The sequence below is a fragment of the Methanosalsum natronophilum genome, assembly GCF_024808815.1.
GTDB classification, from domain to species: Archaea; Halobacteriota; Methanosarcinia; order Methanosarcinales; family Methanosarcinaceae; genus Methanosalsum; species Methanosalsum natronophilum.
This window is the reverse complement of record NZ_JANUCS010000003.1, coordinates 132,332-154,751: the sequence shown is the minus strand read 5'-3', so window position 1 is coordinate 154,751 and position 22,420 is coordinate 132,332. Positions and strand designations below refer to the sequence as shown.

Annotated in this window: 18 protein-coding genes and 1 tRNA gene; 12 read left to right on the top strand and 7 right to left on the bottom strand. The window is 36.4% G+C overall.

Annotated elements, in window-relative coordinates:
- Nucleotides 1-61: 61 nt before the first annotated feature.
- Both J2T59_RS03155 and thiL read right to left on the bottom strand, forming a co-directional pair.
- Nucleotides 62-3,859 carry an MA0829/MM1976 family S-layer protein gene (locus tag J2T59_RS03155; RefSeq protein ID WP_259133845.1) on the bottom strand — a complete coding sequence of 1,266 codons (3,798 nt, stop codon included), beginning with the start codon at nt 3,857-3,859 and terminating at the stop codon, nt 62-64.
- Nucleotides 3,860-3,881: 22 nt separating this feature from the next.
- Nucleotides 3,882-4,901 carry a thiamine-phosphate kinase gene (gene thiL / locus J2T59_RS03150; RefSeq protein ID WP_259133844.1) on the bottom strand — a complete coding sequence of 340 codons (1,020 nt, stop codon included), beginning with the start codon at nt 4,899-4,901 and terminating at the stop codon, nt 3,882-3,884.
- Nucleotides 4,902-5,143: 242 nt separating this feature from the next.
- On the opposite strand from thiL, the gene J2T59_RS03145 reads away from it, so the two are divergent.
- The 4 genes from J2T59_RS03145 to J2T59_RS03130 all read left to right on the top strand — a co-directional run bounded on the left by J2T59_RS03145 (nt 5,144) and on the right by J2T59_RS03130 (nt 8,623).
- Nucleotides 5,144-6,160, top strand: coding sequence for a DUF21 domain-containing protein (locus J2T59_RS03145; RefSeq protein ID WP_259133843.1), 1,017 nt, complete (start codon nt 5,144-5,146; stop codon nt 6,158-6,160).
- Nucleotides 6,161-6,302: 142 nt separating this feature from the next.
- A complete protein-coding gene (locus J2T59_RS03140) occupies nt 6,303-7,322 on the top strand; it encodes a DUF21 domain-containing protein (protein ID WP_259133842.1) in 1,020 nt (339 codons plus the stop codon).
- Nucleotides 7,323-7,393: 71 nt separating this feature from the next.
- Nucleotides 7,394-8,131 (top strand): hypothetical protein, encoded by a 738-nt coding sequence (locus tag J2T59_RS03135; protein WP_259133841.1) that lies wholly within the window; start codon nt 7,394-7,396, stop codon nt 8,129-8,131.
- Nucleotides 8,132-8,191: 60 nt separating this feature from the next.
- Nucleotides 8,192-8,623, top strand: coding sequence for a polymer-forming cytoskeletal protein (locus tag J2T59_RS03130; protein ID WP_259133839.1), 432 nt, complete (start codon nt 8,192-8,194; stop codon nt 8,621-8,623).
- Between the two features lie 12 nt (nt 8,624-8,635).
- Here the strand turns inward: J2T59_RS03130 and J2T59_RS03125 are convergent, their stop codons facing one another.
- The 3 genes from J2T59_RS03125 to J2T59_RS03115 all read right to left on the bottom strand — a co-directional run bounded on the left by J2T59_RS03125 (nt 8,636) and on the right by J2T59_RS03115 (nt 11,295).
- A complete protein-coding gene (locus tag J2T59_RS03125) occupies nt 8,636-9,394 on the bottom strand; it encodes an ABC transporter ATP-binding protein (RefSeq protein WP_259133838.1) in 759 nt (252 codons plus the stop codon).
- The gene (locus J2T59_RS03120) at nt 9,394-10,182 is read right to left on the bottom strand and encodes an ABC transporter permease (protein WP_259133836.1); all 789 of its coding nucleotides are present in this window, start codon (nt 10,180-10,182) and stop codon (nt 9,394-9,396) included. Before J2T59_RS03120 ends, J2T59_RS03125 begins: the two co-directional genes overlap by 1 nt.
- A 108-nt stretch (nt 10,183-10,290) precedes the next feature.
- Entirely contained in the window at nt 10,291-11,295 is a 1,005-nt protein-coding gene (locus tag J2T59_RS03115) for an ABC transporter substrate-binding protein (protein WP_259133833.1), read from the bottom strand.
- A gap of 191 nt (nt 11,296-11,486) precedes the next feature.
- Here J2T59_RS03115 and J2T59_RS03110 point away from each other — a divergent pair, with 191 nt between their 5' ends.
- Complete coding sequence (locus tag J2T59_RS03110) at nt 11,487-12,020, top strand: transcriptional regulator (protein WP_259133884.1); 534 nt, start codon at nt 11,487-11,489, stop codon at nt 12,018-12,020.
- Here J2T59_RS03110 and J2T59_RS03105 read toward each other — a convergent pair.
- Nucleotides 12,017-14,932 carry a HEAT repeat domain-containing protein gene (locus J2T59_RS03105; protein WP_259133831.1) on the bottom strand — a complete coding sequence of 972 codons (2,916 nt, stop codon included), beginning with the start codon at nt 14,930-14,932 and terminating at the stop codon, nt 12,017-12,019. The genes J2T59_RS03110 and J2T59_RS03105 overlap by 4 nt on opposite strands.
- Before the next feature lie 232 nt (nt 14,933-15,164).
- Here J2T59_RS03105 and J2T59_RS03100 point away from each other — a divergent pair.
- Together J2T59_RS03100 and J2T59_RS03095 are read left to right on the top strand one after the other, a co-directional pair.
- Nucleotides 15,165-15,239: transfer RNA gene (locus J2T59_RS03100), tRNA-Met, on the top strand.
- Between the two features lie 100 nt (nt 15,240-15,339).
- Nucleotides 15,340-16,656: a signal recognition particle protein Srp54 gene (locus tag J2T59_RS03095; protein ID WP_259133827.1), complete on the top strand. Its 1,317-nt coding sequence runs from the start codon at nt 15,340-15,342 to the stop codon at nt 16,654-16,656.
- A gap of 45 nt (nt 16,657-16,701) precedes the next feature.
- Here the strand turns inward: J2T59_RS03095 and J2T59_RS03090 are convergent, their stop codons facing one another.
- On the bottom strand, nt 16,702-17,271 hold the full coding sequence (locus J2T59_RS03090; protein ID WP_259133825.1) for a GMP synthase subunit A: 570 nt from the start codon (nt 17,269-17,271) through the stop codon (nt 16,702-16,704).
- 289 nt (nt 17,272-17,560) lie between these two features.
- Between J2T59_RS03090 and J2T59_RS03085 the strand changes: the two genes are divergently transcribed.
- The 5 genes from J2T59_RS03085 to J2T59_RS03065 are packed head-to-tail and all read left to right on the top strand — an operon-like array spanning nt 17,561 to nt 22,419.
- Complete coding sequence (locus tag J2T59_RS03085) at nt 17,561-18,358, top strand: 2-amino-3,7-dideoxy-D-threo-hept-6-ulosonate synthase (RefSeq protein ID WP_259133822.1); 798 nt, start codon at nt 17,561-17,563, stop codon at nt 18,356-18,358.
- Between the two features lie 46 nt (nt 18,359-18,404).
- Complete coding sequence (locus J2T59_RS03080; protein WP_259133820.1) at nt 18,405-19,547, top strand: 3-dehydroquinate synthase II; 1,143 nt, start codon at nt 18,405-18,407, stop codon at nt 19,545-19,547.
- A 30-nt stretch (nt 19,548-19,577) separates the two neighbouring features.
- Entirely contained in the window at nt 19,578-20,270 is a 693-nt protein-coding gene (gene aroD, locus J2T59_RS03075; protein ID WP_259133818.1) for a type I 3-dehydroquinate dehydratase, read from the top strand.
- On the top strand, nt 20,267-21,097 hold the full coding sequence (aroE, locus tag J2T59_RS03070; protein ID WP_259133816.1) for a shikimate dehydrogenase: 831 nt from the start codon (nt 20,267-20,269) through the stop codon (nt 21,095-21,097). The genes aroD and aroE overlap by 4 nt, the downstream gene beginning before the upstream one ends.
- The gene (locus J2T59_RS03065) at nt 21,088-22,419 is read left to right on the top strand and encodes a prephenate dehydrogenase (protein ID WP_259133813.1); all 1,332 of its coding nucleotides are present in this window, start codon (nt 21,088-21,090) and stop codon (nt 22,417-22,419) included. The genes aroE and J2T59_RS03065 overlap by 10 nt, the downstream gene beginning before the upstream one ends.
- The last annotated feature ends 1 nt before the right edge of the window (nt 22,420 follow it).

Here is a 22,420-nt window from a genome sequence, read left to right as displayed (position 1 = left end):
AATAAAATATATAAAAAAAGAAAAGAGGAACTTGTTATCACCAAATTCCTATTAACCATATTTATCTTTTCGACCTTATCGTTTCAATCAGTTCTGCTAATCTAGCTTTAACCATTTCAACAGTCCAACCACCAGCAGTAAACATGTATGCTGCAGCTGCACCGCCTGCAACTATGATCACGCCTGCTACATACCATACAATACTTAGACCTTCAGTAACTTCAAATGTACCTTCAAGGTCACCTATTTCTACAGTATAGTTGCCCGGTTCACCTGCAGTATGAACGAATTCGATCGTTGTTTGTTCATCCACTTCAAGATAAACTGTTTTGGAGTCTGTAACATTACCATCGATTCTTAGCTCAATGTTATATTCGCCTGCATCTGTACCAATATTCTCAACATCGGCTGTGATTGTAACATCACGACCTTCTCGTACTTCTTCTGGTGAGATTACAAGGTTAGAGTAATCGAACTCTGCTTCCAGTGCAATTACTTCAATGGTCTTCTCTTCATCAAGATAACCTTCTTTTGTTGCTGTTATTCTATGAATTCCGGGTTCTGTCACTGTCCATGAAGAAACTCTGCCATCCTCATCAGTAGTACCACGGGAACTACCGTCATAGAATACCTCAACATCTTCCATAGGTTCAGCACCTATTGCAGAAACTATCCTGACATCAATGGATTGGCCTTCAAATATCTCATCGGGAGATACTTCAATACTCATTCTGCGACCTTCATCGTCTGGATCGATCACTTCAATATTACCAGTTGCTGGAATATATCCACTTTTCTCGGCTCTTACCTCAAAGGTACCTGCACTTTCAGGATTGTGCCTGAGTTCACCTTCACGGTCAGTTGTACCTATCTCTTGTCCATCGAATTTCACAGTAGCGTCATTGACAGAAGCTCCCCTTGAAGTTACTTTAATTGTAATAGTTTCATCTTGACTAATAGTTGAAGGAATGTCAAGGTATAAGGAATCACCAGCTATTTCGCGTTCAACGAATGGATAATATCTAACGTTATCTGAGTCATCTGCTACTTTGAACTTGATATCGCCCATTAAGTCAATGGTTCTACCTGTTCTTAGATTGATATTATCGTCATTAGTCATTACAATACTAGTTGGTGAGATCGTATCGACTTCCATTTCACCAAATGTATCTCCCTCCTCAATCAATAGATAATCTTCAGATATTTGGAAAATGCCTTCAATGAATAGCACATTTACTTCAGGTGCCCTGAGTACGCTCTGTAACTGGACAGCTATTATAGGAACATCTTCGGCTGAACCTAGATCCTTTTCATAAACATAAGTTGAACCTGCTTCAAGAATTGCATCGTCTACTTCACTGCCATCTTTTCTTAAGGAAACCCACACTTGATTACCATCAATATCTATTTGTTGCATGTTAAGTGTGTATCCCTCTTCTAAAACAAGAGATGAACCAGTATAGAGTGTTCTTCTATCATCATTGTCTAACAGGACCTTTGATAACTGGCCATCAGCAATCATGCTGATATCATCATCTACAAATTCTGTATCAGCTCCTGTAAATCCTGCAAAGTATTTCTCGGCCATGAAACCAATAACTTGATACTTGCCAAAATCACTATGTTCAAAATTCACTTCAACTGGATTTGTCTCATAAGTTAAATTCCCAGAATCAATCAATCTTCCACTGTAGCCTAATGTTAAAGATTCTGTCATAAGACCTTCATCAATATCATAATAGAAACCTTCAAAGTTTAGGGGTGTCCATTCCAAGCCTTCATTTTCAGCTACAGTCCCACGTATCTCGTGTTTACCTGGTTCTGTGATATCGACAAATGGTGCAAATCTTAGCGTGCCTGAATCGGCGACCTCTATCTTAACATCGCCCATGAGGTCAATGGTACTTCCACTGCTTAGTGTAAAACGTCCATCGTTCCTCATCTCAATCCTATCATCTGAGATAGAGGTGATCTCAAGTTTACCAAATTTTTCTCCTTCTTCAATAGATACATAATCTTCGGATATTTGGAATATACCATCAATGGATACTAAATTGCTCTCAGTTCCCATGAATATATTTCCTATATGAACAGCGATCAGAGGTACATCGTCAGTTGACCCTATATCCTTCTCATAAACATAGAAGTCATCAGAAGATAAAATATCACTATCTACTTCTTGACCATCTTTTGTTAAGGTTAAGAACAGACTGTCACCTGATACATCAAGTTCCACGATATTTATAGAATAGCCCTCTTCAAGAACTAGAGATGAACCCGTGGATACGGATATCCCATCATCTGAGTCAATAAGGACTTTCGAGAGCTGGCCGTCTGCCATCATACTGACATCATCAGTTAGAAAATTAGTTTCAGCGGCTGTAAATCCTGCAAAGTACCTATCTGCCATGAAACCAACTGCTTGATATTGGCCAAAACCATCATGTTCAAAGTCGATCATTATTGGTTCTGTGGTATATTTAAGATCCCTATCTCCAACAGTTCTAGAACCTTGTGAAAGAGTTATTTCCATACTTTCAGAACTCAGGCCAGCATCAAGATCATAATAGAAACCTGAAAAGCTTTTAGCATCCCATCTATAAAGTAGAGACATTCCTTCTTCCCAAATTCTGTTCCCTGATACTGAAAGAGTGGTAAAGTCCTTAATATCAGTACTATTAAAAAAGCTCTCATTTACTTTATTATAAGCAAATACTTGATAGTAGTATCTTGTATTGTCATCCAAGTTAGATACTGATATTTGTCTTGAATTTGAGTCAGTTGAATTGTCCCATTTTGATTCATAGGTAGCAAGTGATGAATTTGTACCATACCTAACTTGGGTTTTTGCATCCTCCTGATCTACATTAAATTTGATTGTAGCACTTTCATGAGTAATTTCTTCATCAGTTACTTGAGACACATTGGGTGCAATGGGGGTAGATGTTTCGAAACTCAGTATAGTGGAATTGTCATAATAACTTGAATTAGTACCGTTGTAGGCAAATACTTGGTAATGATACGTTGTACTATCCTGCAGTCCTGTAAGACTTACATTGTGTATTCTGGAGTCGTTTGAGGTTACATATTCATAGGGATCAAGTGATGAATTTGTACCATACCTAACTTCAGTTTTTGCATCGCTCTGATTTACTTTATAATTTATGACAACATTATCCAGCCCAGGAGTGTCATTGTAAGGTGAAATTATGAATTCTGGTGCTGAAGGAGTTAACGTAGTAAAATTAAAAGTAGCTGTTTCATTAGAATAACTCGAGTTTACAGAACTTCTTGAAGATATTTTATAATGATATTTAGTACTATCATCGAGACCTGTGAACTCATAAGGAAGTTCACTAATCCATCCAGACTCTTTATTCAAGTCATTTTCATCTGTGCCATAAGAAATATTGACTTCTGAATTATCTGGATCTACATCAAAATCTATTTTTGCATTTGTGTATGATGGATCAACGTTTATGCTTTTAATTATAGGAACCATCGCAGTTGTGAATTCTTTAATTGATGAGTTAACATGGTCAGAAATATCTGTATAATTTTTTGCAGATATTAAATAGTAATATTTGGTGTTTTCATCTAGATTTTCTAGCACAACCTTATAAGGAGATTCATTGCTCCAACCAGATATTTCATCCAAGTCACTTTCATCTATGCCATAGTATATCCGTGTCTTATTGTAATCAGAACTCTCATTAATATCATACGATATTTTTGCACTATCATTAGTGATAGCAGATGATTCTATATTTGAAATCACGTTGTCATTAGCATAAACAACCCCAATAAAAAGTCCTGTAATCAATAATGTTATTAATAAATATTTTAAATGTTTTTCCATAAAATTACCTACTTTATAATTTTTATATTGAACCGGTATTCTCTAATTGTAGATAACCTTTTCTACAAATCGACGAGTTTTTACCTGATGATTCATTAAGTATAATCCCCTGATCGTACTCTACCGCTTTACCTATGATACTAAATGTGAATAAATCCATCGCTTGTTCTACACATTCAGGTTTGAGTGTGAAGATGAGTTGAAAGTCTCCACCTGAATACAATGACAAGTTCAAGAGTTGTTCTTTATCAAATACTCCTTTTAATTCTTGGTTAATAGGAATATCAGTTTCATTTACAATAAGTCCAACATTCGAAGATTCTGCAATGTCATAGAGAGATAATGCAAGACCGTCACTAATATCCATCATAGATGTTGCATATCCTGATTTTGCAAGTTTTATACCTTCAAACACTTTTGGTTTAGGTTCAAAAAAACTGGAAATTATAGTTGAACTAACCTCCACATCATTTTCAAGAGCGAATAATGCGGCACCTGCAGCACCTAATTCTCCAGTAACACACAGAGTATCGCCGGGTTTTGCACCCTTTCGCCTTATGACCTTATCCCTATCCATTCTTCCAATAGCTGTACCTGTAATCGTCAGTTCATCATGTGTATCAATATCACCACCTATGATAGACGTACCATATTCCAATGCACAATCGTTCATTCCCTGAGCAATACCTTCAATGAACTCAATATCAGAACTTTTTTCCATACCAAACGCAACAAGAACACCTAAAGGACTTGCTCCCATCGCTGCAATATCGCTCAAATTAACTGCAACTGACATCCATCCTATCTGCCAGCTCGACATTTGTTCAGGAAAATCGGTTTTTCGGTGAAGCATATCGGTGGTTATCACTATACATTCATTGTTACCCATAGCCAGCACTGCACAATCATCACTACCCGGTCCAATTAGAACATCTTTATTCAATGAAGAACCAAAGAGGTTAGACAGTCTCCTGATAATCTCCTTTTCTCCTATGGATGATACAGTACCAGTATTTTTGCTATTACTATTGCTAGAACGCATTGAGTGGCCACCATGATATTGTAATAAGTTGTTTAATTTCATGTTTTAAATGATGTGATATATATGTCATTTGCTAGATACAATAAATGTAGATAAAGTTAATATAAAATGTACCTTATTAAGAACTAGGTACTTAATATAGAGAACAATAGTCATCTCATTTTCATCAACTAAAACTAAAAAATGAAGCTCGAACCCAATCCAAATAATAACAATACAAGAAAAGAGGCTATGAACGTATAATGATAGTGCTCACTTGGACATTTATTTTATTATGTATAGTACAATCAGGACTTTTTTCAGGTCTAACGATTGGTTTATTTGGACTTAGCCGATTAAAACTTGAGGTCGAAGCTGATGCTGGTAGCAAGAATGCTAAAAAGATCCTTAAGATCAGGAAAGATTCGAATTTCTTGCTCACAACACTACTTTGGGGTAATGTTGGTGTAAATGTATTGATCGCATTGCTTACAGAATCAATTATGACAGGTGTTGGTGCATTCTTGTTCTCAACTCTGGCAATCACTACATTTGGTGAAATATTTCCACAAGCATACTTTTCTCGCCATGCTTTAAGAATTGCTACATACTTGATCCCAATGATCAGATTTTATCAAATTTTATTATACCCTGTAGCTAAACCATCAGCTATGCTGTTAGATAGGTGGTTAGGTAAGGAAGAGCCTCAAATGTTAAAGGAAAGAGCACTGATGTACATGTTACAAAAACATATAGACTCTTCAAAGTCCGATATTGGTAAAACTGAAGGTATTGGAGCAATCAATTTTTTGAAACTTGATGATATCAAAGCAAAGAATGAAGGTGCTATTATCAAACCTGAGAGTATTGTACAATTACCGTTCAAAGGCCATGATCCAATATTCCCAGAGATAAAAAAGAGTTTAGATGATCCTTTCATTAAAAAAGTTCAGGCTTCTAAAAAGAAATGGACAGTTATAGTTGATGAACAAGATAATCCTAGGATGGTCATTGATGCTGATAGTTTTGTGAGAGATGCTCTATATAAAGATGAACCATTCTACCCGACAACACATTGTTACCATCCAATAATTGTTACATCACCTGAAACTAAAATGGATGATGTTATTAAGAAATTTAAGGTGTTTCCTTTACATGAGAGAGATCATGTGATCGACCTTGACCTGATAATATACTGGAATGGTGACCAGAAGCGAATAATCACGGGTTCAGATATTTTAGGGTTGTTATTAAAAGGAATAGTTACAAGAGTTGAGTAAAAAAAGGTTTATTTAGATTCAAAACAAATTTCATACTAAACTTATTTATCCATTACCGAGAGTCGATGAAATATTCATGATAAGTATTAGCACAGGTATCAGTACAAGTAAATAATCTTTTGAGGAGTGTAGTTTGGAATAAATGGATGTTACATGGATTTTTATTGTTTTATGTCTAATACAATCAGGTCTTTTTGCGGGTCTTACAATTGGTTTATTTGGACTTAGTCGATTAAAGCTTGAGATCGAGTCTGATGCTGGTAACAAGAATGCTAAAAAGATCCTTAAGGTAAGGAAAGATTCGAATTTCTTACTCACTACATTACTTTGGGGTAATGTTGCTGTGAATGTATTGATCGCATTGCTTACAGAATCCGTAATGACGGGTGTTGGAGCGTTCGTGTTCTCAACTGTAGGAATTACAATATTTGGTGAAATTGTTCCACAGGCATATTTCTCAAGACATACATTAAGAGTTGGAGCGCATTTGGTTCCTATGATAAGGTTTTATCAAGTGTTACTTTATCCTGTAGCCAAACCTTCCGCAATACTGCTTGATAAATGGTTAGGGAAAGAGGAATTACAGTTATTCAAAGAACGGTCTCTTATGCTAATGCTCGAAAAACATATAGAGTCGTCAAAGACAGATATTGGGAAGTTGGAAGGAATTGGTGCAATCAATTTTCTTGCAATGGATGATATTAGGATCGAGAACGAGGGTTCGATTATAGATCCAAGAAGTGTGATAACATTACCATTTAGAGGAAATTATCCCATATTCCCTGACTTTAAAAGAAGTGCTGATGACCCTTTCCTTCAAATGGTACAATCTTCAGGCAAAAAGTGGGTCATATTAGCAGATGAAGATGAACAACCTCGTATGGTAATTGATGCAGATGATTTTCTGCGCGATGTGATCTATAAAGAAGAGCCATTTTATGCATTACACTATTGCCACAATCCGGTTATTGTAACTTCACCTGATACAAGGTTAGAGCAGGTTATAAAAAGATTGAAGGTTTATCCATTACATGAGAAGGACCATGTTATCGATCTTGACCTAATAATATATTGGGGTGAAGAAGATTATCAACGACGGATAATTACTGGTTCGGACATATTGGGCAGATTATTAAAAGGTATTGTGCTCCGTGTTCATTAATTTCAGGTAAATGAGATTAGTCGATATATTTCGTTTAATTTATATGTCATAATAATTCAGGTATGCACAAGATGGAAAGTGATACAGTAAAAAGTCTTATACGTTATATAGAAGGTGAGAAACCTATATCCATAAAAGAGCTTTCACGGGTAGTCTCTGCTTATAACCTATGGGCAGATGATGATTATGTACATCTGGAGATTCTCCATGAGCATATCAAGAACCTGTTATTAGCTCTCAATTCATCTAATGTTACTGTTAGAGATATATCAAGAGCCTCTACTGCACTTGTGGATTCTGGGATCATATATAACAAATTGACCAGTATGATACTCTCTCAAAAGACGGATGGGTCTTGGAATGAGGATATTTATGATACTACCTATGCACTAAAAGCCTTAGGAGATGTAGGTATTTACGATGAGCTCTGTTGCAAGTGGTTGATAGATAATTTCAATGAGAAGTGGTTGCATGTGGGTACAGTTTCATTAATAATCATTGCATTATCCAAACAAATAGAGTTAGTTAAAAAAACAAAAATAAAAACTGATGCAGGTATATACACTAACTTTATTGAAAAATACTCTAAATGGGTCTTAGAACAACGTATGATGAATGGTGGGTGGCAACATCTTGCCACCAGCAATATAGCAATTCAGGCAGTGATAAGTGCAGGTTACACGAACGAACTGGATGATTCGATCTCTTGGTTAACTCATCAAATCAATGAATGTAATAAGCCGACTATAACTGTATCCGCCTTAACCCTAATCTCATTAGCAAAATATGAATTAATGTTAAATAAATGATCATTTTCCATAGAGGCTTAGTAAGAAATAATAATTACCTAATTATAATATTGTGATACAATGGAAACAGAAAACATAAAGTACCATCCCCCTACAAATACTTACATTGTAAGAAGGGGTTCTTATTTTGAAGATGATATTGTTATTCAAGGTAACCTCTTAACAGGTTCGAATGTTAATTTCTGGGGTAGTTTATACGTTTCAGGAGAGCTCGAGATGGGTAAATGTAATAATGTGAAAAGTAGTGTTATTGCTAACAGTGCCCTTGTAGGACCGAATTGTCATGTTGGTGAAAATATTGAGGTTAATTATGATTTACTGGTCCTTGACAACACGATCATTGAAAATGAGGCTACAAGTTATGGTAATATGAAGATTCGACCCGGTTGTTCTATAAATTATGCTCGTTCTGAAGGTTTACTTGAGATTGTAGGGAAAGCTGAGATTAAAAAGGTTGAGTCGGGTACAAAAGTGATCGTACGAACTGAATAATTAAATTGGTATTTAATCTCCTTTTCTTTCTTTTTCAAGTTTCTTTAATATATTTGTCCTGATCCTATTAGCTTCAGGGCTTGTTCTGTCACGTGGCCTTTCGAGTTCAACTTCAACTACTTCTTTGATCTTACCAGGTCGACGCGACATGACAGCAATCTTATCTGCAAGGAAAACGGCTTCGTCAACACTATGAGTTACGAAAAGGATAGTTAAATGTTCCTTTTTCCAGATATCAAGCAGTTCTATCTGTAATGCGTTCCTAGTTTGAGCGTCAAGAGAACCGAAAGGTTCATCCATTAAAAGTATTTCTGGATTGTTAGCAAGGGCTCGTGCGATTGCAACCCTTTGTCTCATACCACCTGATAGTTCGTGTGGATAACTTGTTTCAAACTGTTCAAGTCCTACTAATTTAAGGTACCTTCGAGCGATCTCATTTGATTCCTCTTTTTCTTTACCTTGCATTTCGAGTCCAAAGGAAACATTACGAATCACTGTTCTCCAAGGAAAAAGTGAATATTCCTGGAATACCATCCCTTTTCTTGAATCTGGACCCATGATACGTTTTCCATCAAGAGCAATATTACCACTTGTAGGTTCGTCCAGTCCTGCAACAAGTCTGAGAAGTGTAGTCTTACCACATCCTGATGGACCTATAATGCATAGAAAATCTCCATCTTTTACAGTAAGTTCAACATCTTCTAAAGCTACAGTAGTTTTTGATTTATCTTTTTCAAATGATTTGGATAATTTTATCTCGAGGGTGCCCATTATACCACCACTCCTTTTCTCCATTTAAGAAGATAAGTATCTACAACAAACCTGAATCCTTTATCAATCAAAAGGCCAATTATACCAAGTATCAGCATGTAAGTTAATACAAAGTCCATTTGGTGTAATGAGTAGTGGAACCATATCTTGTACCCAAGTCCAAACCTACTTACTCCAAACAGTTCGGCTGCAACTAAACACATCCAGCCAACACCCATACCTATCCTGATCCCAGCAGTGATTGAAGGCATAGAAGACGGAAATGCTACCTTGGATATTAGGTCACGGTCACGAACACATCCTAGTACTTTAGCGGCTTCTACATATATCCTAGAAGTGCTCTTAAAACCAGTATAAGTGTTGATGACTATTGGGAACACGGCACCTACAAACACAACAAAACCTGCAGCCGTGTGAGTTAAGCCAAGCCATATGAGAGCAAATGGGATCCATGCAAGTGGTGGTATTGGTCTTAATATCTCTACAATAGGGTCGAATATACGGTTACCTAAAGTGAACCAACCCATAATAACGCCTATAGGAATACCTACTATCAGTGCAGACCCAATACCAATTCCAAAATGTAAAAGACTTGTTTGAATGTCAGTGAAAAGCACACCAGTTTCGATAATTCTGACCAATGCACTAATCACTTCAGTAAAGCTTGGTAAAAACAATGTGCGTTGAACTACGTAGTCTGCAACTAATTGCCAGATTACAATAAGACCTATTAAAGAAGCAATCTCAATATTCCTATTTTTAAAAAAGTTAATGGTCCGCTTGATCATTTATTCACCAATAGATAAGTACGAATAAAGAGTGGAAAGGTCTAATTTTCGCTAGACCTTTCAGGTACTAGGACTAATAATGTATTTTCATATTGAAATAACTTATTATTAGTCTTTAGCCGCTTCATAGAAGCTAGTATCAAAGATGTCCTCTTTGGTCAACTCTTTATCAACATAACCAAGGTCATGTTGTTGCTGTGCATAAGCTAGAGTTGCATCCACGATTATATTTGGATCTGAAACAAATTCACCATCCCAGTCAACTAGAGATTGCTTGGTTACCTCAGCACTCTGTCCAGTGAACTTAGCGTAGACATCAGCTGCTTCATCATGGTTTTCATCGACATAGTTGTTTGCCCTGATATGTGTTCTTACAATTTGTTCTACCATTTCAGGGTTTTCACGAATTAGTTCACCACTGACTACAAGCACACAGCATGCGTGATCTGCTGCGATTTCCCCAGATTCTGCAACTATAGTTCCTGCACCTTCATTGACTATAATTGATGGGGATGGATGTGGTAAGAAAACACCGTCAACCTGACCAGCAGTGATTGCACTTACAGCCTCTCCGGGGCCCATTCCAGCAATTTCTACATCATCACCTGGTTCAAGACCATTGTCCTTTAACCATGTACGTAAGATCGTATCCTGTATAGTACCTGGAGGGAATGTTGCTATAGTAAGTCCCCTAAGATCCTCTGGTGATTCATATGTCTCTGCATGTTCGTCAAGAAGCACAAGGCTGGAACCCTGTGTTTGCACTGCAGCCACGATCTTTGCATCCAGGCCTTTATCTAAAGCAGATATATATGGAGCAGCACCAACATAGGCTACATCTGTATGTCCTGCCATCATTGCTTGCATCTGAGGAGCACCTGTTCCAAACTCCCTATCATCTATACTCTCTATTCCATACGGTGCTAGGTCTTCCAGCCACCAACCTTTATCTTCAGCTATCATGTAAGCTATCTGGTGAGTACTTGGTTGATAACTGAACCTGAGTTCAGTATCATCTTCAAGCATTGCACAACCAGCAAACATGACTGCGGCTAGTAACACCAGCATAGAAATAATAACAACTTTAACCGAATTTTTCTTTATGAGTTTCATATTATAACACCTCTTTATGTGTTGCATGTTTATTTGTTAGATAATAATATATATTAGTTTCCTCATACATTAATATTATGTCCTTATTGTCCCATTAAAAATTATTTATTGTACAAAAAGGATGTTTGTTGTTGAGGAAAGAATTTTATTATGAAACTAATGAAATGTCTTTTAAATCGGAGTTCAAATGTATGAAAGCTGCAGATAAAGTTATAAGGGCCATATTTGAAAGTGATGAAGAGTTTCAAAAAGTATTTGAACGTGTTCTAAAAGATGACCTCAACTTGAATGTAAATGATTTTTCCCAAGTTTCTGAAATACCTGTTAGCACGCTCTATAAGATCATGTCAGGTAAAAGAAAACCTAATATGAACACAATGAGGCAAATAGTTACCAGTATTAGACAATTAGACGAAGGTCAAGATGGTGATTTTATTGCAATAATTGCTGCAAGGCATGTACTCGATAATATAAATGAAACAAGAAAAGCCATTGATGGTAAGTTACTGACGATCAGAGAATATTCAGCTTATACTATGGAAGATGCTATTGTTGCAGCAGTCAAGGCCGAGCGTGAAGGGGCAAAAGCACTTGTATGTGCTCCTATAGTAAGTCCTACAGTTGAGAAGATATTGAACATACCAGTAGCAACCATTATGCCAAAAGATAGTTTAATGGATGCAATAGAGATTGCTGCAAAAAAGGTTGATACTCAAATAAGTTAAGGTATCATAATATCTGTAGTAATATTACTATTCTCTGTCCTGTTCATTGTTGCTACTAAATGTTCAACTGATTTTGGATCACCAAGTTCAATTAAAGCAATTGAACTATATCTCTTAACCTCATCATCATCTAAAGAATTAATCAATGGTTCTATTGCGGGTTCACCTATTTGTACCAATATATCAATTATAGTCCATTTAGTAGTACTATCAGCTGTTTTAAGTGAATTTATTAATGGATCTATTGCAGGTTCACCTATTGATATTAAGGTTTTCTCTGCTACTGAACGAACTCCTTCATCATCATCATCATTCAGAAGTGTTATCAATGGAACTACGGCCCTTTCATCTCCAATCATTCCAAGAGATATGGCTGCATTTATCCTAACATCCTTATCTACATCGTTTAAGGCTGATATTAATGCAGGAACTGATCTAGAATCCCCAATTTTACCTAAGGACGATGATGCACTGATCCTAACATTCTTATTCGGATCCTGTAATGCTTTTATCAAATCCCCTGTAGCTTTATTATCACCAATTTCACCTAGGGAGTATGCTGCTGCACACCTGACATTACTGTCAGAGTCACTTAGAGCATTAATCAGTGGATGGACAGCAGTGTCATCATAAACCATGCCTAAAGAAATGGCTGAATACCATCGAACATAGTTATCTGTATCCTCTAATGAATCGATCAGATAGGGTATTGCTCGTTCGTCACCTATCATACCTAATGCAAGAGCAGATCTTGATCGTACAGAACTCTCTTTATCATATGCCAGTAATTGGTATAGTATCGTGACAGATCTTTCATCACCTATTTTACCAAGTGCTAATGCTGAGCTGCTTCTGGTATTAGTATAATCATCTCGGTGTAAAATACGTAGCAGAGGTTCAGTTGATTTTGAATCACCAATTTCACCTGTAGCAAATGCAGCAGCATTTCTAATCTCGTCATTATCCATCAACAAGATACGATTTAAACTATCCTGGAATGAAGGATGTTTGAGATGTTCTGCCATGAAGATTGCACTTATCCTTACATACCCCTTATTGTCGCGCAATGCTTCAAGAACATTCTCAGTTCCCAGTTTATTGTTCGAGTTCTGAACAATCTGGTTTGAAGTTGAGATGAGTCTATTATTATCACCACTGTTTATTGCACTTGCAAGATTCTCGGATTCCGGGGTATCTATCTCATTAAGGGCAACAGCTATTTGTCGTTTTGTTTTTTGTTCCTCTTGGTTCAATACCCACTCTAAAGATGTTGGGTCTGCTACTTTAAACTCAGGTCCAATTTCCATTTGTGTGAAATGCTGAACTGGTCTTTGATCCTCTAGTTCATCAAAGGACCTTATAACATATTCACTTGTATTCTCGTCTCCAAGTTCTAGAAGGGCGAATGTGATTGATTTTCTTGTAGTGTAATCAAGGTCCTGCTCCAGTTTATTAATGATGGGATCAATTGCTGCATCTCCAAAACTGAGTAAGGAGTTCACTGAAGCTATTCTAACATCTGCATCTTGGTTAGATAAGAATTCTATCAAGGTATCTATGGTTCGCTCATCACCAATTTCACCAAAAGTAGTTAATGCAAGTATCTGAAAATCCTTATTACCTGTATAAATCTCTTCCATTAGGTATGGAGTAACAGGTTCACCTATATTCACTAATATCTCAGCTTTTTCTTCATTATAAGGAGAAGATGAGTATTTGAGCGAGTTTATCAATGGAGGTACTGCCGGTTCACCTATTAGTATAAGAGAATTTGCAGTGCTTTTTCTAATATCTTCGTTTTGATCTTCCATTAGTTCAATCATATAAGGCACTGCTTTGATTTCCTGGTTCTTACCCAATATCTCTACAGCGTTCTTTCTTACATTTTCATTCTCATCGTTTAATGCATTGATCAAGTGAGTGATTGATGCTTTACTTCTAATACTACCAAAAGCATCAATCGCATTCATCCTAACATGCTCATCTTCATCTCCAAGGATTTGGACCAGAGGTTCAACTGCCCTTGTATCCCTGATTTCTGCAAGTGAGTTGATCGCAGCAATCCTAACATCCCTATTTTCGTCATTAAGTGAATCAATTAAAGGTTCAACTGCACGGTTATCTCCAATCTCACCTAATGAGTATGCTGCTGATTTTCTTACATGTGGTGATTCATCTGAAAGACATTCAATCAAGGGTTCAACTGCACGAGCATCACCAATCCTGCCTAAAGCTTGTGCAGCAGAAATTCTCACTTGAACATTATCATCATGTAATGCTGGTACTAATGTATTAATTACTCTTAAATCACCTAATCTACCTAACACTTCAATAATACTACTTTTTGCCTGAGGATTAGCAGAATCCATGGAGTTAATTAGGGGGAGCACTGAAGTGCGACCAATTCCAATCAATGTTTCTTCAATATACCATCTAGTATAAGAATCGGCTTCATTCAATTCTTTAATCAAAGGATTGATAGCAGGAGTGCCAATATCAATAAGCAGTGCACTTGCACATCTGCGTTCAGCATCATTTCCTTCCGAAAGATAATGTATCAGGATTTCAATTGACCTTGAATCCGCACGGATATCTTCCTTTTCTAAAATATTGCATTTATTTTCATCTTGGAGAATGTACATATTATTAGTAGTAGATTTGTCAGTGTCGAGATTACGTTTACTGAAATCTAAATGTGTTTTAAAGAAATCTTTAACTGAAGATGTAATGACAAAATTTTGATCCTTATCCACTTCATTTGAAATTTGATCAATATTGGTATTTGGGAAACTATCTATTACATCACTATTAGAAATGCTTGCAAGACCCACGCTTATGGTAGATACTATAAGTAAAATTAGAGATACTAAGAATATAGTTATAACTAAGCTTCGCCTTAGATTTCTATACATAATCTACCCCACTACAAAACATAAATTAGAAATTAATACTTTAAATAAGTATCATTACAGAAATCATTTCCAAGATAGTAACTATTTTACATATTCATAATTGAACTTCAGCTATTTTTAATTTTATCCTGGTATAAAATAGTAAAAGTAAATAATTTGTATGGTGATCATACGCAAACTTTATATGAGGCAATATCATTATAGAGTGCGTACCTCACGCATAGCATAAAGAAGCGGGGTGGGGTAGCCAGGAGATCCCGACGGGCTCATAACCCGTAGACCGATGGTTCGAATCCATCCCCCGCTATCTACTTATTTTTTTGTTCGAAAGTTACTTAATTTAGCATGATGTTTTATTAAATTAATTAGATATTATTATCATTACATTTAGCTAAAGGACGATACTTATGGTAATGGATAAACTTGGTAGTTCTCTACAGGATGCATTAAAAAAATTGGTCAGTTCAGGGCGTATTGACGAGAGAACTGTGAACGAAGTGGTAAAAGATATTCAAAGAGCTTTGCTCCAATCTGACGTGAATGTCAGTATGGTTATGGAGATGTCAAAGAAAATAAAGGAGCGGGCTTTAAAAGAAGAAGTGCCAAAGGGAATGAGTCCAAAGGAACATGTCATTAGAATTGTTTATCAAGAGCTCATCAGCATTATCGGAAAAGGGACTGAAGTTCAACTGAAAGAACAAAAGATCATGATGATTGGACTTCAGGGTAGTGGGAAAACCACAACTACTGCAAAACTTGCACGATATTTTCAAAAGAAAGGACTCAAGCCTGCTGTAGTATGTGCCGATACGTTCAGACCAGGTGCATACCAGCAATTAAAGACATTGTGTGAAAGATTGAATGTCCCATTCTACGGTGAAGAAGAAAACAAGGATGCTGTAGAAATTGTTAAGAGAGGAATTAAAGAGATTGAAAAGTACGATGTCAAGATCATTGATACTGCGGGAAGACATGCACTCGAGAAAGACTTGATAAAAGAGATGGAACAAATCCATGAAATACTTGACCCCGATCACAAATTCCTTGTATTAGATGCTGCTATTGGTCAACAGGCAAGCGAACAAGCTCGAGCTTTCAATGAATCCATACGAATATCTGGCGTTATTATCTCAAAACTTGATGGTACTGCAAAAGGCGGTGGTGCCATTTCAGCAGTTTCTGAAACTAATTCTTCCATTGCATTTATTGGTACAGGTGAAACTCCTGAGGACTTTGAACGATTTGAACCTGATCGATTCATATCGCGTCTTTTAGGAATGGGTGATATCAAAAGCTTGTTAGAAAAGGCAGAAGAGTCACTTGATAAAGATGATATTGATATGGAATCTATGATGAGAGGTAAGTTTACCCTCAAGGACATGTATAAACAAATGGAAGCTTTGAATAAAATGGGTCCAATGAAACAGATCATGCAAATGTTACCTGGTGGACTAGGGGCAAAACTTCCAGAAAATGCATATCAAGTCACTGGTGACAAGCTCGGAAGATATAGGATCATAATGGATTCTATGACTGAAGAAGAAATGTTAAACCCACGTATTATAGGTAGTTCTAGGATCAAAAGGATCTCTAGAGGTTCCGGAAATAACCCAGAAGATGTACGAGAATTACTAAAATATCATAAAATGATGCAAAATGCTATGAAAGGTATGAGGGGCGGAAAATTCAATATGCAAAAAATGATGAAGAAAATGGGAATGTAATACAAATATACTTAAATTAAATCTATTAATTTTAGAATTTATATTTTAGTACTGTTCACATATTCTGAAATAGTTTTCAAATAGTTCAGTACCTTTTTGAGTATGTGAAACTTCTGGATGCCATTGAATTCCATATATAGGTCTTGAAGGGTGTTTCATCGCTTCAATTTCACATAAGTTCGAGCGAGCTAAGTGAATAAAGTTCTTAGGAAGAACCGTTACCTCGTCAGCATGTGATGCCCAGACAGATATGGATGGTGCTAATCCTTGTAAAATATCATCTTCTTCCATAATCTCAATATCAATTGCGGCATAACCACCATTTTTTCCTATTCCATAATCCCCACCAAACTTCTTAGCTATAAGTTGGTGTCCAAGACATATGCCTAATATCGGAACATCAATACTATCAATATAATCCATACTAAGCCCCGTCCTTTCCATTGAAGGACCGCCACTTAGGATCAAACCATCAGGCTCCTCCTCGATTAAAGAATCAACTGAGGTGATGTTCGGGACTATTTTAGTATCCATATCAAAATCCCTAACTGTCCTGTGAATTAAATGACAAAATTGTCCATGGTTATTTATAATCAATATCTTCAAGGTCTTCATTTACACATACCTTAATAGCAGTTATTTCGAATAAAGAACATTTTAAGTAGATTTTAAACTAGGTTTTTTTGTGATATTGATAGAACTAAATCGTTTAAATAATTATGCCATATAGTTTGAGCAATCAGTTCTTACAACATATATTTTATTTGTTTTAATTGATACCTATTCCAGTAACAATTCGCCTGCAGACCAGAATATCTTCCCTTCCAAAAAACAAACATGGGTAAAATATAAATATGTTCCATGCTAATATGTCACATGTTAGCATACTACATGGAGGCGTTTTATGGCTGAGATTGGAAAGAGAATAAGAATTGAAAGAATAATGGATAGGGAAAGTCGCAATATGTTCATAATACCCATGGATCATGGGATATCAGATGGACCTATTCCCGGTCTAATAGATATTGCGGATTCTATCAATAAAGTAGCTGAAGGGGGAGCAAACGCTGTCCTTATGCAGAAAGGTATGATCCGTCACGGGCACCGAGGTTACGGGCATGATGTTGGATTGATCGTTCATATGAGTGGGTCTACTTCACTTGGTCCAGATCCTAATAATAAAATTCAGGTATGTACAGTGAAAGAAGCATTGCAGATGGGTGCTGATGCTGTATCCATTCATATAAACATAGGTTCGGAAACTGAAGCTGAACAGCTGCATAAGTTAGGTAGTGTCGCAGAACAGTGCGATGAATGGGGTATGCCATTACTCTCAATGATGTATCCTAGGGGGAAGAAGATAGAGAATCCACATAGTCCTGAGCTAGTAGGACATGTTGCAAGAGTTGGTGCAGAGCTAGGATCAGATGTAATAAAAACATTGTATACAGGAGATCCTGATTCATTCAAAGAAGTGGTTAACGGCTGTCCCGTACCAATAGTAGTTGCAGGTGGACCAAAGACTGAAACTGATAGAGAGTTTCTAGAGATGGTTCGGGGTTCTTTAGATGCAGGTGCAAGAGGTGTGGCTATTGGAAGAAACATATTCCAACACAAGAACCCAACACTCATGTCAAAGGCGATTAGTCAGATCGTCCATAAAGATATGTCAGTTGAGGAAGCATTAGAAATATTCTTATGATTACAGCGATATGTAACTATATCAAATATTCAGAAGGTTAATTTCTATGGTTCAAAAAGAAGTTTGGGTTAAAGCCGATCATGGTAGTTGGAACGATCGTAAGTCTAGAATTACTACGGGGTTGGAGTCTGGTGTCAAATGTGTTCTAGTAGATGCAGATGATGTTGAAAAGGTTCGAGAACTTGGCGATATTACTATAGCAGCCTTTGATGCTAACCTCAAAAGCAACGCTGATATTTATGTTGTTGGAAAAAACAGTGAGGGCGATGGTACAAGAAATATACCTCAAGACCTTTCTGGTTCATTGGATATCAGTAAAGCTGCACAATTAAAAGAGAAGGGAGTTAAGGTAGCTGCATATGTTGTAATACAAAATAAACAGTATGAACTATTTGCACACACTATGGGAGAAATATGTGATTATTTGATAGTTATTGGAACCGACTGGAAAGTAATACCTCTAGAGAACCTTATTGCTGGATTACATCAGAAAGATGTTTCTATCATATCCGGAGTTAAGAGTTGGGAAGAGGCTAAGGTTGCACTGGAAACAATGGAGCATGGCTCTGAAGGTATATTGATAGATAGTGATAATCCTGATGAGATCAAAAAAACAGTTTCTGTAACTGAAAAGTTCAGTGCAGGTAAAGTGAGTTTGCAGCCTGCTAAGATTAAAAGAGTAGAAGCTGTAGGAATGGGAGATCGGGTCTGTGTCGATACTTGTAATCTTATGACTGTTGGTGAAGGGATGTTAATAGGATCACAATCTGAAGGACTTTTTTTAATACAATCCGAATCTGAAGAAAGTCCCTATGTCGCATCAAGGCCATTTAGAGTTAATGCAGGTGCAGTTCATGCATATATCAAGATCGGGGATAAGACACGTTACTTGTCAGAGATAGAAGGTGGAGACAAGGTCACACTAGTTGATAAGGATGGGGGACTCAGAGACGGTGTTGTTGGAAGAGTAAAGATCGAAAGGCGACCATTGATGTTAATAGAAGCTGAAGTTGATGGGAAATGTGTTAAGACAATACTTCAAAACGCAGAGACTATCAAACTTGTAGGTAAGGATGGAAAATCAATCTCTGTTGCCGAGGTTAAGCAAGGAGATGAAGTATTGGTTCATATCGAGAATACTGGTCGCCATTTTGGGATGAAGATTGAAGAAACTATTATAGAAAAATGATTTTATTTATTTTATTTGAAGGACTTAATTATGGATAAAGGGCATGTTAAGTATCCGTTGATAATAGCTTCTATTTCTGATAATGTTCTTGATCAAGCGATATGTGCTAAGAAAATGGGGGCTACTGCACTTGAGTTTAGAATAGATCTGATGGAACCTTACTCAGTTGAAGAATTAATGAAATTGATAACCTCAATTAAAGATAAGACCGAGTTAACATGTATTGCAACCAATCGTTCATCTATAGAAGGAGGGAGTTGGAAAGGCTCTGAGAATGAAAGATTATCAATATTGTCCAGCATTTCATCACGTGTTGATTATATTGATCTGGAGTTATCTACTGATGAGCAGGTGTTAGTTGAAGTTATTAAAGAGATTAAAAAGAACAAGTCTAAGGTGATACTTTCGTATCATAATTTTGAGAGTACTCCTCCAAACAGTGACTTACAGCATCTGATCAATAGATCAGCCACTTTACGTGCAGATATTACCAAAATAGCTGTTATGCCTTTAGGTAAAGAAGATGTCATCAGATTACTTCAGGTTACTTTGAATACTGAACACAAAATATGTGCTATATCTATGGGAGAAATTGGAAAACATTCAAGGATAATTGCACCAATATATGGCTCAGTTTTAACATATGGGTATGTTAATAATCCTACAGCACCTGGGCAAGTTCGAATCGATAAACTAAAAGAAATTATAGAGTGGATTACATGAAAACTGTTTTTGGAGTTTTTGGAGATCCTGTTAAACATTCAATGTCCCCTAAAATGCACAATGCAGCATTTAAGGATCTTGGGTTACAGAATGAATATCATGCTTTTAGAGTTAAACCAAATGATCTATTGACTGCAGTAAAGGGAGCTGAGGTGATGGGATTTGGTGGAATTAACCTAACTGTACCTCACAAAGAAGGTTTAATGGAACACATAAATATCGATCCCATCGCTAAAAGAATTGGTGCCATTAATACTATAGATTTTAAAAATGGCATCTATGGGTACAATACTGATGGTATAGGTGCACTCAATTCTCTAAAAGATGAGAACATAGCTGTAAAGGGTTCAACCGTCGTTATTGTTGGGGCGGGGGGTGCTGCAAGAGCAATCTCATTCCAATTAGCAGAAGAAGGTGCAAGTATCAGGATAGTTAACAGAAATAAAGATCGTGCAGTTTCATTGGGCAATGATTTGAAAGATTACGCGGACGATGTTACAATATATGAATTAAGTTCTCTTAAAAGTGCATTAAAAAATGCGGATATTCTAATAAATACTACTACCGTGGGTATGGTACCAAATTTAAACGAAACTATTGCTACTCAAAATATATTACGCTCGGACTTAACTGTGTTTGATATTGTATACAATCCTGTAGAAACAAAGCTATTAAAGGAGGCAAAAAAGGCTGGTGCAAAAACTATCAGCGGTGTTATGATGCTAGTATACCAGGGTGCTGAAGCATTTCGCATTTGGACTGGGACTAAACCTCCAATCCAAGTTATGAAAAAAGCGGTTATGGAGGAACTTAATTCTTGCGATTGAAACCACTGAACGTTCTTATCATTGGTGGTACTGGTGAAATGGGGCAATGGTTCTCAATTTTTTTCAAAAATAATAACTTTAATGTCAGTGTCTGGGGAAAAAGTGGAAGAAAAGATATTGCAGAAAGGTTGGGTGTCAGATTTGTAGATGATTTGGATACTGAAATTAAAAAAAGTGATATTGTAATAATATCTGTACCCATTGATCTAACAGAACAAGTGATTTCTGAAATTGCACCTAAGATGAGTGCTGGCAGTTTACTTATGGATTTTACATCAATTAAAGTAAAACCTTTTGATGCAATGACCAAATATGCACCAGAAGACGTAGAGATCATAGGAGCACATCCAATGTTTGGACCATCTATTGCTAGCCTTTATGGTCAAATAATTATTTTAACCCCACCTTCTGATAGGTCAAAGGAATGGTTTGGTTTAATTAAGGAACTTTTAGAAAGTAATGGAGCTCATATTGAGATCATTGATCCCAGAGAACATGATAATATGGTCTCTGTTGTTCAGGGTCTTACCCATTTTGCGTACATAACAATTGGAACAACATTCATGGAACTAGATTTTGATATTGCAAGATCTAGAAGGTTTATGAGCCCCGTTTATGAGATCATGGTTGATTTTGTTGGCAGAATACTTGATCAAAATCCTTATCTCTATGCCATGATACAAATGGAGAATCCAGAAGTAAGTAAAGTGCATGATACATTTCTTAACCAGTGTTCAGAGATTTCAAAGACTGTTAAAGAGAATAATTTAGATCTATTCATAACAAAAATGAAAGATGCAGCAACACATTTTGGCGATACTTCTTCAGCTCTTCGAAGGTCAGATAAGTTAATTAATGAAAAAATAGCTGAGTTCCACAGAATTGTTGAGGCGATTAATACTGAAAAAGGTTTTTTGCACTTATATTCTAATGTAACGCACGTAGGTACCGTAGAGAAAGTTACACCTAAAGAAGTGTTTATTAAAAAACACAATAAAGTTACTAATCTTAAAATTGAGAATATCAGGCTTTTATCAGAGGATGAACTCCTACAGTGGAAAATAGAAAATCAAAAGCATATTAATAGAGACATTTCAGTTCTAATTCCAGTCAATTCTAATCCTTCAACTATAAAAAATATTATTTCAACTGTAGATGGTATTCTGAAAGTGGATATTATAGATATTTATGATAAGGTGCCTGAAGTAAAGCAGTTGAGTGTAACTTATAGAATATGTATATTTGGAGATCTTGAACCCGAAAAGATTCAAGATGAAGTAGAACAGTTATTATGTGGAATTGGAGCCACAATAAGGGTGTGAA

Excerpts from the sequence above, each read along its gene's own strand:
- J2T59_RS03140 (WP_259133842.1), top strand. The coding sequence starts at position 6,303 with ATGGATGTTACATGGATTTTTATTGTTTTATGTCTAATACAATCAGGT.
- aroE (WP_259133816.1), top strand. The coding sequence starts at position 20,267 with ATGAAAACTGTTTTTGGAGTTTTTGGAGATCCTGTTAAACATTCAATG.
- J2T59_RS03115 (WP_259133833.1), bottom strand. The coding sequence starts at position 11,295 with ATGAAACTCATAAAGAAAAATTCGGTTAAAGTTGTTATTATTTCTATG.
- J2T59_RS03155 (WP_259133845.1), bottom strand. The coding sequence starts at position 3,859 with ATGGAAAAACATTTAAAATATTTATTAATAACATTATTGATTACAGGA.
- J2T59_RS03125 (WP_259133838.1), bottom strand. The coding sequence starts at position 9,394 with ATGGGCACCCTCGAGATAAAATTATCCAAATCATTTGAAAAAGATAAA.
- J2T59_RS03145 (WP_259133843.1), top strand. The coding sequence starts at position 5,144 with ATGATAGTGCTCACTTGGACATTTATTTTATTATGTATAGTACAATCA.
- J2T59_RS03105 (WP_259133831.1), bottom strand. The coding sequence starts at position 14,932 with ATGTATAGAAATCTAAGGCGAAGCTTAGTTATAACTATATTCTTAGTA.
- J2T59_RS03095 (WP_259133827.1), top strand. The coding sequence starts at position 15,340 with ATGGTAATGGATAAACTTGGTAGTTCTCTACAGGATGCATTAAAAAAA.
- aroD (WP_259133818.1), top strand. The coding sequence starts at position 19,578 with ATGGATAAAGGGCATGTTAAGTATCCGTTGATAATAGCTTCTATTTCT.
- J2T59_RS03085 (WP_259133822.1), top strand. The coding sequence starts at position 17,561 with ATGGCTGAGATTGGAAAGAGAATAAGAATTGAAAGAATAATGGATAGG.
- J2T59_RS03090 (WP_259133825.1), bottom strand. The coding sequence starts at position 17,271 with ATGAAGACCTTGAAGATATTGATTATAAATAACCATGGACAATTTTGT.
- J2T59_RS03135 (WP_259133841.1), top strand. The coding sequence starts at position 7,394 with ATGGAAAGTGATACAGTAAAAAGTCTTATACGTTATATAGAAGGTGAG.
- J2T59_RS03130 (WP_259133839.1), top strand. The coding sequence starts at position 8,192 with ATGGAAACAGAAAACATAAAGTACCATCCCCCTACAAATACTTACATT.
- J2T59_RS03110 (WP_259133884.1), top strand. The coding sequence starts at position 11,487 with ATGAAAGCTGCAGATAAAGTTATAAGGGCCATATTTGAAAGTGATGAA.
- thiL (WP_259133844.1), bottom strand. The coding sequence starts at position 4,901 with ATGCGTTCTAGCAATAGTAATAGCAAAAATACTGGTACTGTATCATCC.
- J2T59_RS03120 (WP_259133836.1), bottom strand. The coding sequence starts at position 10,182 with ATGATCAAGCGGACCATTAACTTTTTTAAAAATAGGAATATTGAGATT.
- J2T59_RS03080 (WP_259133820.1), top strand. The coding sequence starts at position 18,405 with ATGGTTCAAAAAGAAGTTTGGGTTAAAGCCGATCATGGTAGTTGGAAC.